This is a genomic window from Deferrivibrio sp. (assembly GCF_055117995.1).
Genome location: NZ_JBSQOT010000008.1, coordinates 31,149 through 43,353, shown reverse-complemented (window position 1 = coordinate 43,353; position 12,205 = coordinate 31,149). Strand labels below are relative to the sequence as shown.

General features: G+C 36.4%; 12 protein-coding genes. 3 read left to right on the top strand and 9 right to left on the bottom strand.

Translation table 11 applies throughout. From position 1 onward, the window contains the following. The 9 genes from ACTCAF_RS03930 to ACTCAF_RS03890 are packed head-to-tail and all read right to left on the bottom strand — an operon-like array spanning window position 1 to window position 7,278. Window positions 1-264 (bottom strand): hypothetical protein, encoded by a 264-nt coding sequence (locus ACTCAF_RS03930; protein ID WP_463061996.1) that lies wholly within the window; start codon window positions 262-264, stop codon window positions 1-3. Then, a complete protein-coding gene (nadC, locus tag ACTCAF_RS03925; protein WP_463061995.1) occupies window positions 254-1,102 on the bottom strand; it encodes a carboxylating nicotinate-nucleotide diphosphorylase in 849 nt (282 codons plus the stop codon). The genes ACTCAF_RS03930 and nadC overlap by 11 nt, the downstream gene beginning before the upstream one ends. Beyond that, on the bottom strand, window positions 1,096-3,723 hold the full coding sequence (locus ACTCAF_RS03920; protein ID WP_463061994.1) for a valine--tRNA ligase: 2,628 nt from the start codon (window positions 3,721-3,723) through the stop codon (window positions 1,096-1,098). The genes nadC and ACTCAF_RS03920 overlap by 7 nt, the downstream gene beginning before the upstream one ends. 16 nt (window positions 3,724-3,739) lie before the next feature. Then, window positions 3,740-3,982: a hypothetical protein gene (locus tag ACTCAF_RS03915; RefSeq protein ID WP_463061993.1), complete on the bottom strand. Its 243-nt coding sequence runs from the start codon at window positions 3,980-3,982 to the stop codon at window positions 3,740-3,742. Between the two features lies 1 nt (window position 3,983). Next, window positions 3,984-4,181 (bottom strand): hypothetical protein, encoded by a 198-nt coding sequence (locus ACTCAF_RS03910; RefSeq protein ID WP_463061992.1) that lies wholly within the window; start codon window positions 4,179-4,181, stop codon window positions 3,984-3,986. A gap of 11 nt (window positions 4,182-4,192) precedes the next feature. Further along, window positions 4,193-4,618 carry a tRNA (adenosine(37)-N6)-threonylcarbamoyltransferase complex ATPase subunit type 1 TsaE gene (gene tsaE, locus ACTCAF_RS03905; RefSeq protein WP_463061991.1) on the bottom strand — a complete coding sequence of 142 codons (426 nt, stop codon included), beginning with the start codon at window positions 4,616-4,618 and terminating at the stop codon, window positions 4,193-4,195. After that, window positions 4,605-6,107 carry an NAD(P)H-hydrate dehydratase gene (locus tag ACTCAF_RS03900; protein ID WP_463061990.1) on the bottom strand — a complete coding sequence of 501 codons (1,503 nt, stop codon included), beginning with the start codon at window positions 6,105-6,107 and terminating at the stop codon, window positions 4,605-4,607. Before ACTCAF_RS03900 ends, tsaE begins: the two co-directional genes overlap by 14 nt. Then, the gene (rfaE1, locus tag ACTCAF_RS03895; RefSeq protein WP_463061989.1) at window positions 6,108-7,091 is read right to left on the bottom strand and encodes a D-glycero-beta-D-manno-heptose-7-phosphate kinase; all 984 of its coding nucleotides are present in this window, start codon (window positions 7,089-7,091) and stop codon (window positions 6,108-6,110) included. 1 nt (window position 7,092) lies between these two features. Beyond that, on the bottom strand, window positions 7,093-7,278 hold the full coding sequence (locus ACTCAF_RS03890; protein WP_463061988.1) for a Trm112 family protein: 186 nt from the start codon (window positions 7,276-7,278) through the stop codon (window positions 7,093-7,095). A gap of 149 nt (window positions 7,279-7,427) precedes the next feature. Between ACTCAF_RS03890 and ACTCAF_RS03885 the strand changes: the two genes are divergently transcribed. From ACTCAF_RS03885 to ACTCAF_RS03875, 3 genes are read left to right on the top strand one after another with little or no spacing between them, the layout of a single operon-like run. Continuing rightward, a complete protein-coding gene (locus tag ACTCAF_RS03885; protein WP_463061987.1) occupies window positions 7,428-8,003 on the top strand; it encodes a TetR/AcrR family transcriptional regulator in 576 nt (191 codons plus the stop codon). A gap of 12 nt (window positions 8,004-8,015) precedes the next feature. Further along, complete coding sequence (locus ACTCAF_RS03880) at window positions 8,016-9,092, top strand: efflux RND transporter periplasmic adaptor subunit (protein ID WP_242820763.1); 1,077 nt, start codon at window positions 8,016-8,018, stop codon at window positions 9,090-9,092. A 2-nt stretch (window positions 9,093-9,094) separates the two neighbouring features. Continuing rightward, window positions 9,095-12,205, top strand: coding sequence for an efflux RND transporter permease subunit (locus ACTCAF_RS03875; protein WP_463061986.1), 3,111 nt, complete (start codon window positions 9,095-9,097; stop codon window positions 12,203-12,205).

The following is a 12,205-nucleotide window of genomic DNA, read 5'->3' as shown; positions in this document are numbered from 1 at the left end:
TTACCAGATATCTGACCGAATATCCTTGCTGTATTTTGCTACAATAATATCATTGATAGTCATGTCAAAAATTTTTTCTTTAATAACGGAAGTATCTACCTTTTCAAGAAAAAGCTTTCTACCTTCTTTTATCTCCTCATCAATCACTTCAAAAAGGTTATCATTCTTTATCCCTTCTTCAACCTTATCCTTGTTGTAGAGAAAAATATCAGTTGCAATGGTACGGGCCAATCTCTTCGCTCTTTCAATGTCATTAATTTTCATATTTACCCCCGTATTTTAGGCTTATATCTACACTTTTAATACCGTGAGTAAGACTGCCTACAGAAATATAATCAATATCAAACTCCTTATAAGTCTCAATATTTTTCAAGTTGACTCCGCCTGATACTTCCAATTTTATCTTTTTACCTGCTATTTCCCTTGCTTTAGGAATATCCTTGATTTCAAAGTTATCCAGCATAATAATATCCGCCTCTGCAGCAGCAGCTTCGGCTACTTCTTTAAGGTTTCTTGTTTCAACTTCAATTTTTATAGTGGAAGCTATATTTTCTCTTACAGTTGCTACTGCATTTTTAATACCACCGGCTGCATCAATATGGTTATCCTTTAACATTACTCCGTCAAAAAGGCCAAACCTGTGATTATTGCCTCCACCAACCTTTACAGCGTATTTTTCAAGCATTCTGTGCCCCGGCGTGGTTTTTCTCGTGTCAAGAATTTTGATGTTTGTCCCTTCAAGCTTTTTTACATATCTGTTGGTCTCAGTAGCTATTGCTGAAAGTCTTTGAAGAAAATTTAAGGATACCCTTTCAGCAGAAAGAATATACTTAGAATCACCCCTTACAAACCCAAATTTCTCCCCTTTTTTGACCATTTCTCCATCTTTCTTTTTAAACTCCACCTCAATATTCTGATTCATATGCCAGAAAACCCGCTTTACAATATCAATCCCACAAAGAATAAAATTTTCCTTGGCAAGAAAATAGTATTCACCCCCTTTCAAAAAAGGTGAAATTGCCTCAGTGGTAATATCCCCATGCCCTATATCTTCTTTCAGAGCAAGTTTTATCAGGTCATCCAGTATCAGAAAATTCAGCATATCTTTTTAAGCCTCTCGATGCTATTTTCAATCTCTTTTAATTTTACCACAATTTCCTCAAATTTCAGCTTATCTTTTTCCACTACTTCTTTTGGCGCCTTATTGAGATAATTTTCATTCTGCAATTTGCCCCCGTAAACTTTGTAATCCTTCTCAAGGGATATTTTCTCTTTTTCAAGTCTCTTAATCTCAGATTCTATATCGATAAGACCACCAAGAGGGACAAAAACAGAATAATCTTTGGCAACATTAACTGCAGCATTATCCACATCGACTGCTGTAAAATCTACTCTGTCGACTCTTGCAATTCTCTTAATCAGGTTTTCTTTTTCACTAAAAGTCGACTTCACATTTTCATCATCAGTTTTGATTGTAATGTTCAAAACCTTTGAAGGGGAAACATTATATTCACCCCTTATATTTCTGACTTTCGATATCAATTTAATTACTTTTTCTATATTTTCATACTCTTTTTCATATCCCAAAATAGGCTCAGGATATGCCTCAAGCATAATACTTTCCAGGTCACCAACAAATTTGTAAATATATTCAGTGATGAATGGCATAAAAGGATGAAGAATAATAAGAGATTTTTTCAATACAAATCTTGCAACAGCGATTGCACACTCTTTGTTGTTATCGTTAAAAATCCTGTCTTTTATAAATTCAATATACCAGTCACAAAATTTGTTCCAGAAGAAATGGTATATACTGGTTGCAGCTTCATTGAAATCATATGATTTTATGTATTTTTCTACACTGGCAGTAACATTTCCAAGCTGTTGCAATATCCATTTATCTTCGTCTTCAAGTGTGTACTCTGAAATATCCCTATAAGTCTCTTTTTCCGAATTAATCAGAATAAATCTCGATGCATTCCATATTTTATTTATAAAGTTGTAATACCCTTCTATCCTGTCTTCAGAAAGTTTTATATCCCTCCCCTGTGCAGCAAATGCAGCCAGAGTAAATCTGAAGGCGTCCGCACCATACTTGTCAATTATAACAAGAGGGTCAATAACATTACCTTTTGATTTGCTCATTTTTTGACCATACTGGTCCCTTACAAGGGCATGAATATAAACATGTTCAAAAGGTACTTCATCCATAAATTTCATCCCCATCATAATCATCCTTGCTACCCAGAAAAAGAGAATATCAAATCCCGTCACAAGGCAAGATGTGGGATAAAATTTTTCAAGAGTTTTGGTTTTTTCAGGCCAACCCATCGTAGAAAAAGGCCATAGTGCCGATGAAAACCAAGTATCAAGAACATCCGTCTCCTGTGTAAGAGACATAGAGCCACAGCTTGAACATTCTGAAGGCTCTTCCATAGACACAGTAATATGCTCACAATCATTGCAATACCAGGCAGGAATACGATGCCCCCACCATATCTGTCTTGAAATACACCAATCACGGATATTGTACATCCATTCGAAATATGTTTTTTCCCAGCTTTCAGGAAAAATTTTTATCTTTTTATCCTTTACAACATCAATAGCTCTTTCTGCCAAAGGCTTTATTTTAACAAACCACTGCATGGAAATTCTCGGCTCAACCACGGATTTGCATCTGTAACAGCTTCCAACACTATGCTTCAAAGGCTCCTGCTTATTAAAAAGCCCAAGTTTTTCAAGCTCTTCAATTATCTGCTTTCTTGCCTCAAATCTGTCAAGCCCCTTAAACTTGCCGCCATTTTCATTGATTATCCCCAAATCAGTCATTACATTTATCTCTTCAAGACCATGCTTTTTGCCGAGCTCAAAGTCGTTAGGGTCATGGGCAGGTGTAACCTTTAATGCACCAGTGCCAAAATCTTTTTCGACATATTCATCCGCTATGATCGGTATCTCTCTGTTAAGAATAGGCAATATTACCTTTTTGCCTATCAGATGCCTATATCTTTCATCTTCAGGGTGAACGGCAACAGCAGTGTCCCCCAGCATGGTTTCAGGCCTTGTAGTTGCAATACAAATTTTTTCATTTAAACCCTTTACAGGATAATAAATATAATACAAAAAGCTGTCTTTTTCTTCGTGCTCTACTTCAAGGTCGCTTAAAGCAGTCAAACATCTTGGGCACCAGTTTACAATGTAATTTGACCTGTATATAAGTCCCTCTTCATAAAGCTGGACAAACACCTTTCTCACTGCACGGGAAAGCCCTTCATCCATGGTAAATCTTTCTCTGTCCCAGTCACAGCTTGCCCCAAGTCTTTTTAACTGATTGATAATCTGACCACCAGACTCTTCTCTCCACTTCCATACCCTTTCAATAAATTTTTCTCTGCCAAGGTCATGTCTGCTTAAGCCCTCCTTTGCAAGCATCTTTTCTACAACGTTCTGCGTTGCAATACCGGCATGGTCAGTACCCGGAAGCCACAATACTTCAAAGCCCTTAAGTCTGTGGAATCTTGCAAGTATGTCCTGCAACGTGTTATTTAAAGCATGCCCCATATGAAGGGAGCCTGTAACATTTGGCGGAGGTATAACAATAGAATATTTTTGTTTTTTTGAATTTTCATCTGCATGAAAATACTTTTTCTCAAGCCAGGTTTCATAAATCTCTTTTTCAAAAACCTTTGTATCAATTCGTGTTGGAATCTCTTTAGTGCACATCAAAACTCACCTCATTTTAAGAAATTGAATTTTTATTAATATCTTCAATATTTAAAGTTGCATTTAAAATTCTGTTTATGTCTGCCATCTTATACTCCAGAACCTGAAGTTTATACTGAAGCATAAAATATGTTTCATCATCAACATCTTCTGTCAACTTTTCTATGGTATGCTCAAGCTCAGCAAGAAATAGATTGATATCCTCAAGGCTTTCCTTGACAATAACTGCTTTGAACTTCTCGCTGTTATCTATATTCATACTAACTCCAGAGACCTTCTTCATTATCTTCAAAATCATTTACATCTACATCTTTTAAAAGTACCCTGTCAAACATTTCCGAGCATTCTTTGCATTCATAGTGTAAAATGTACCAAACGTCATTATCCACCATAAGCTCAGTAGGCTCAAGCTCTTCAAGACTCTTTTTGCCGCAATAAGGGCAGAAAATAGGCTCCATATGTTTCACCATCATCCTTTTATATTAAAAATTCTTTCAGTATTGCTCTTGACAATTTCTATCTCTATAACTTCGTCGAAATACTCTTTTAAGTCAAGTTTATTCGACCATTCAATGATAACAAATGCTTCGTCTTCAATATATTCAAAAAAACCTGTTTGCTCCAGCTCCTGCAAACTATCAATTCTGTAAAGGTCAAAATGCAAAAGTTTTATATTTTCTGACTCATAGGTATTTAAAATGGTGAATGTCGGGCTTGCGGATTGATCTTTTAAGCCTATTGCAGCTGCGAAATATTTTGTAAAAGTTGTTTTGCCTGCACCCATTTCCCCATTCAATAAAATTACCCTTTTATCATTTTTTATACAATAATCGGCTACCTTATTTGCGATGCTTTTTGTATCGGCAAGGGTTGATGACTTTTTAGAGCAATTCATTCATCACCACCCACAAGTTATCACAAATATCTGATGCTTTTGGATAAAATTCATTATATCTACTATGGAGAAAAGCTCCTGTACGGCCATGAATATACACTCCCAGCTTACAAGCATCTTCAATCTGATATCCCTGAGATATAAAAGATGCTATCATGCCGGTCAAGACATCGCCGCTTCCCCCCTTTGCAAGGGAAGGGCTTCCTTCATTAAATACAAAAGCTCTACCATCAGGTAAACTTATTATTGTATCGGCACTTTTTAACACAAGGGATACCGAATGTTTTAGTGCAAAATTTTTGCATATATTTAGTCTGTCCTTAGCCAAATCATCCTTTGTAATTTTGCACAATCTGCAAAATTCACCCACATGTGGGGTTAAAACAGTCCGAAAAGCAAGTTTTTCAAAGGTAGATTCATCAAGCAAATTTATACCATCCGCATCTATCACAAGTTTGTTTGAACTGTTTTCAATTATCCCCTTCACAAGCTCCTTAGTACTTTCAGCTGTACCAAGACCTGGTCCTATTGCAACACACCCCTTGTCCTTAACAAAATCCACAACTCTCTGCAGGTCTTTAACTTCAAGAACATCTTCTGAGTCCACATCAAGGCACATGCTTTCAGAAACCGCGGAATGAAAAGAGTTAATAAAATTTTTTGGAGTCACCACTGTGGTAAGACCGCTACCTGTGGAAATACAGGCCCTTGCGGTAAGGATACCGGCACCAACTTTACCTTTTGAACCAGCAATTATTGCTGTATGTCCGAAATGACCTTTGTGAGTATTTACACCCCTTCTTATGATACGTGGTACATTATGCCCTGAAAGTAGAAAATTATCCGGTCTGGTTGAATTAACAGCACTGTCCGGGATAGATATATTTTTCACAACTATATCTCCGCAGGCAGCCTTTGCAGGGTAAAGCACATGCACAATTTTTGGTCTGCAAAAGGTAACAGTTTTTTGTGCTCTAATATGCTCACCAAAAATCTCCCCCGTGCTTCCGCTTAACCCACTTGGAATATCAATACTGTATACTTTTATTGCTTCGGTGTTTATCTTCAAGATGAGCTTTTCAAGGTCACCTTCTACTTTTCTGTTTAAGCCGGTACCAAATATTGCATCTACTACCAGGTCATAATTGCCATAGTTTACATGTAAAAAATCATCTATGATTCTGACCGGCAAATTTTTCAAGATCTCAAAATTAACTTTTGCGTCACCCTTTAATTTCTCAGGATTAATTGATACAACATCTACAAAATAACCTCTATTTACAAGATGTCTTGCAACGGCATACCCATCTCCTCCATTGTTTCCAGCTCCACAAACAATACAAACTTTGGACAGAGCATTTAAATCCTTTTCAATCTCATCTGCAAAGGCGATTGCAGCATTTTCCATCAACAAAATGGAAGGAATCTTTAATTCATTAATGGCATAACTGTCAGCTTGCTCCATTTGACTTGAAGTTAAAATCTCCACTTAACTCTCCATTTTAAGAACAAGATTTAGATTATTTATTAACTCTTCCGGGCTGACTGTAGCTGTGCCCATCTTCCCTACAACAATCGAACCTGCAAGATTGGATAATTTCACTGCATCAATATAAGAAGCTTTTGCGGCAATACATGAGGTAAAAACCGATATTACAGTATCTCCGGCACCGGTAACATCAAAAACCTCTTTTGCAAGTGCAGGTACTTTTATAATTTCACCCTTAGAATCAAAAAGGGCCATACCCTTGCTGCCCCTTGTAATCAGAAGTGTTTCGGGATTTAACATTTTAATTATTTTCCTGGCAGCTTTAACAACCGCTTCATAATCTTTGATTTTTATTCCAGAGCCCTCAGAGGCTTCTTTAGTGTTGGGCGTAATGCACGTTACCCCTTTATAAAACCTGAAATTCTCTATTTTCGGATCAACTGTAAGCGGTATTTTACGATGCCTTGTTATTTCACTGACCTTTTCAATAAGTTTTTTAGTTATAACCCCTTTTCCATAGTCTGATATAATAACAGCATCAAACCCATTAATTTTATCCTCTAAAAATTTTTCAATATATCCAACATATTTTGACGAAAGCTTTTTATTTTCTTCAACATCAAACCTCACAACCTGCTGATTTGAAGCAACCACTCTTGTTTTTATACTTGTCTTTCTCCCATCATCGATAAAAAATGTATTAATCCCCTGATTATCAATAATCTGCCTAAACTTTCTGCCGGTTTCATCTCCCCCTACAACACCGCAAAGTGTAACATCTACACCCAATGATTTGAGGTTTGAAGAAACATTAGCTGCTCCTCCGGGAAGATGCATAATATTTAAAACCCTGACAACAGGGACAGGGGCTTCAGGAGATATTCTCTCAACATCACCATAGAGAAAAACATCCAGCATCAAATCGCCAATTACAAGTATTTTGAGATTTTTAAAACTTTCAATGATTTTAATATAATTGTCCATGCTAATACTCAAGGCTGTTTTCTACCTCTTTTGCTTCGTCGATAAGCATAACCGGGATATCTTCCTTTATCTCATAAAGCAACTTGCATGAATCACAGACAATATTTTTCTCGTCTTTTGAAAGCCTGACATCCCCTTTACACTTTGGGCAAGCCAAAATATCAAGCAACTCTTTATTTACAGACATAATACACCCCTTTTGATTAATGAGCCTAAAATATATATTTTTTTATTATAAGTCAAATGTATACTTGAAATTTAATACATACGATTTTCAGCTTGACTTTTTGTGCACGTTTTTATATGTAAGTGCTTACTTACACTATGGAGGTATATTTGAGCACAAAGGAAAAAATAGTCGATGCGGCATTTGGTCTTTTTTCACAAAAAGGCTACCTCGGCACAACAACAAAAAAGATTGCCCTTCACGCAGGTGTCTCTGAAGTCACACTTTTCAGGCATTTTGGTTCAAAGGAGAGCATTTTTGAAGAGGTTATACAGAGTAAATCCTTTTTGCCGGATTTAAAAAACTTGATTCCAAAACTCGAGAATCTCAGTTTAAAAGATACCCTTCTTGAGATAGCAACTGAAAATATAAAAAAACTCATTATGAAAAAAGGTGCAATAAAAATTTTCTTCTCGGAAGTAGACAGATATCCGCAGAAAGTTAAAGAAAGTCACAACAATATGTGCAACGCCCTTGATAATACACTAATTACGTTTCTTAAATCCAAGAAAGAGTTATCAAACTTTTCCGAAGAGGATTTGATCATCATTACAAAAACAATCTGGTATCTGATTTTCGGTTATTTTCTTGATACTGTCATTATAAAGAATGATGATATAAATTTAAGCAATTTCAGAAAAATGTTTTCAAAAAAAATAGATTTTTTAATCAACGGAATTAAATAACCCGGAGGATATATGTTAAAAAAATTATTCATCACAAGCTTTTTACTACTTTTTTTAGTGGCTGCAAACGCACAAGAGATGCCAGCACCACACGTGGATGTCTTTGAAATCAGCGGGTTTAAGCCATATGTTTTTGAGGCTACTTACCCCGCAAAAGTCAAAGCATATAATGTGGCAACAGTCGTTGCAAAAGTATCAGGCACTATTTTAAATCAATCCTTCAAAGAGGGTGAATTTGTTGAAAAGGGTGCACCCCTTTTTAAAATCGACGATGAAATTTACAAAAGTGATGTGGAAATTATCAAATCACAACTTGATGTTGCAAAAGTTCAGCTTGAAAAAGCAAAAGCAGATTTTGAAAGGGTAAGTCAATCTTTCAAAGAAAACGTTGTAAGTAAACAAGATTTTGACAATGCCAAATTTGCTCTTGAGCAGGCAAAATCAAATATAGCACTAATAAACAGCCAGCTTAAAAAAGCTCAAATTAACCTTGATTATACCAACATATTGGCTACCGAAAAAGGATATTTGGGGCTGAAAATGGTAAATATAGGCGACTTTGTCACACCGGGGACACCTGTAGTAACCATTACGGACAGCACAAAGGTATATGTGGAATTTTCATTACCCGACAAAGATTTTTCCAACCTTAAAAATGACCTTGGGGATTTTTCTAATGTTAATCTAACATTATCCGGGTTTGAAAACTTAAACGGTAAAATTACCTTTGTGGATTCAAAAGTCGATGAAGCTACATCTACGGTAAAATTCAGAGGTTTGATTGACAACAAAGACAAATTATTAACTCCGGGTATATTTGTAAGGGTAAACTTTAAAAGTGTCACTTCCAAAAATCTTGTCAAAATCCCTCAAAAAGCAGTTTTGCAAAATCCTATGGGGACAATCTGCTTTGTGGTTGAAAATGATGTCGTAGGGGTAAGGCCGCTTCAAATTATAGAAAGTAAAGATGATTTTTATTTCGTGCAAGGTCCTTTCAAACCGAATGACAAGGTAATTACAAATAACTTTTTCAAGGTAAAACCCGGAACAAAAGTCGTAATTGACAAAGTAATTAAAGAGGTTAACTAACTATGTTTTCTAAATTTTTTATAGAAAGGCCAAGGTTTTCAACTGTTATTGCAATAACAATAATTTTGTTAGGGCTTATAGCTTTGAAAAATCTACCGGTTAAAGAATATCCCACCCTAACCCCGCCACTGATAGATATTTCAGCAATTTACCCGGGAGCAGATGCCGATACTATTTCAAAAACAGTTGCTGCCCCCCTTGAAGAGGCTATAAACGGTGTTAATGATTTAATTTATATGACAAGTACGGCTTCTTCAGGTATTTTAAGCATCAGTGCTTATTTTGAAATAGGGACTGACCCTGAAATTGCAAAGGTAGATATAAATAACAGAATCCAGACTGCACTCAACCTGCTTCCTGAAGCGGTCAGAAGACAGGGGATTCAGGTTAGAGAAAGGACGCCTGACCTTTTGAAAGCATATGCTTTTGTGTCAGAAGGGGGAAAAAGGTCAGATACAGAAATCAGCAATTATATCCAGATGAATGTTCTTGATGATATCAAAAGGATTAAAGGTGTCGGCGATGCGGTAATATTTGGTGAAAAAAAATATGCCGTAAGGGTTTGGATAAAGCCTGATAAACTTGCATCTTATAACCTGACACCATTAGAAGTATATCAAGCAATTTCATCCCAAAATGAAGAAAATCCAGGAGGAGGTATATCTCAAGAGCCTTTATCCAAAGAATCATCATTTAGCTACACAGTAAAAGGGGAAGGCAGACTTAAAACAATAAAAGATTTTGAAAATATCATCATCCGCTCAAACCCTGACGGCTCATCTATCAGGTTAAAAGATTTGGCAGATATAAAGCTTGAGTCTGAAAACTATTATGTAAATGCATACTACAACAATCAGCCAGCTATCCCGATGGGGATATTTCTTGCTCCAGGAGCCAATGCTCTTGAGGTTGCAAAAGCGGTAGATGAAAAAATTAATGAGCTGTCAAAATCATTCCCAGCAGATATAAAATTTCATGTGCCTTACGATCCTACGGTTTTTATAAATGAATCCATACATGAAGTAATTTTGACACTTTTGATAGCTGTAGTATTGGTAGTATTTGTAATTTACATTTTCCTTGGTAGTTTCAGAGCTACATTTATTCCTCTGCTTGCAATCCCTGTTTCCGTAATCGGTACATTTGCAGGACTTTACGCATTAGGATTTTCAATCAACCTGCTCACCCTTTTCGGACTTATACTTGCTATTGGGCTTGTGGTGGATGATGCTATTGTTGTTATCGAAAACGTAGAGCGAGTTATGCGTGAAGAAAAATTGGGCAGAAAAGAGGCTACAATTAAGGCAATGGAAGAAATCACTACACCAATAATTGCAATTGTGCTCGTATTATCTGCTGTTTTTATCCCTGCTTCCTTCATACAAGGGTTTAGCGGTGAGATGTTTAAACAGTTTGCCGTCACTATATCAATATCAATGATATTAAGCGGTATTGTCGCCTTGACACTTACCCCTGCACTTTGTGCAATGTTTTTGAGGGAAACAGAAAAAAAACCGATTTTACCTATCAGGCTGTTTCAAGCATTTTTCCAAAAAGCTACAAATGGATTTACTAAAGGTGTAAAACTCATCATAAAGATGGCAATAATAAACGTACTTGTTTTTGGAATTGTTATTTTTGCCTCATATAAAATATACAAACTCCTGCCAACAGGTCTTGTCCCTATAGAAGACAAAGGCTCAATATTTACATTAACTTATCTTATGCCGGGCTCCTCTCTAAAAAGGACAAGTGATGTAATTAACAATGAGGTAGAAAAACAGCTTTTGGCAAACAAATATGTAAAAGAAGAATTATCTATTGTAGGTCTTGATTTATCCTCCTTCTCATACAAGACAGATGCAGCCATTACTTTTTCCCAATTGACAGATTGGAGCGAAAGGAAAAATAAAGATGAATCGTCAATGGCACTTGCAGCAAATTTTATGAGGCAGTTTTCTGCAAGTAAAGAAGCTTTAATCTTTACAGTAAACCCTCCCCCGATAATAGGGATGAGTATGACAGGTGGGTTTGAGCTTTATGTCCAGGATAGAACAGGTGCTGACATACAAGTATTAAATAAATATGTTCAGGAAATTGTTGCAAAAGCCAATCAGCGAAAAGAGTTAATGGGGGTACGTTCTACGCTAAATACTAATGTACCTCAATACAAGATAGAAGTAGACAGAGAAAAGGCAAAAGCACTCGGTGTTTCTATTTCTGACATTTACTCTACAATACAGCTGACTTTTGCAAAAGGGTATGTAAATGACTACAACCTTTTTGGAAAGACATACCACGTTAATATTCAAGCAAGCGAAGAGTTTAGAGATAATATTGACGATTACAGAAATATTTTTGTAAGATCAAACACAGGTAAACTTGTCCCTCTAAGCTCACTCATATCGTTAAAAAGAATAGTCTCTGCATCAGTAGTGGAAAGATTTAATATGTTTCCCGCTGCAAAAATTTTAGGTGACCCAAAGCCTGGATTTTCCTCCGGGGATGCAATGAACGCAATCATGGAGGTTTCAAAAGAGGTCTTGCCTGAAGGCTATACCACAGCCTGGGCTGGCACATCATTCCAGGAGGTACGGGTAAAACAATCAGGAAGCACTGCCTACATTTTCTCAGTGATTTTTGTGCTTCTTATCCTTGTGGCTCTTTATGAGAGCTGGATGGCACCCATATCCATTATTTTATCAATCCCATTTGCAGTTTTTGGAGCGATATTAGGAGTATTTTTATTCAGGTTGGAAAATGATATTTATCTTCAGGTTGGAATTATTACATTGATTGGTCTTGCAGCAAAAAATGCAATTCTAATTGTAGAGTTTGCCGAAGAAAGATACAAAAAGATGGGAATGAATATTTTAGATGCAGTTATTGAGGCATCAAAAATCAGATTCAGACCTATTGTGATGACATCATTTGCATTTATTGCAGGGACTGTACCGCTCATTTTAAGCAGTGGCGCCGGTGCCAACAGCAGACACATTATCGGTCATACAGTAGTGTGGGGGATGGTAGCAGCAACATTCATTGGCACATTTTTTATCCCTTGGCTTTACTACATGGTAATTAGAATAAAAATGATATTTAAAAGGAAGTAA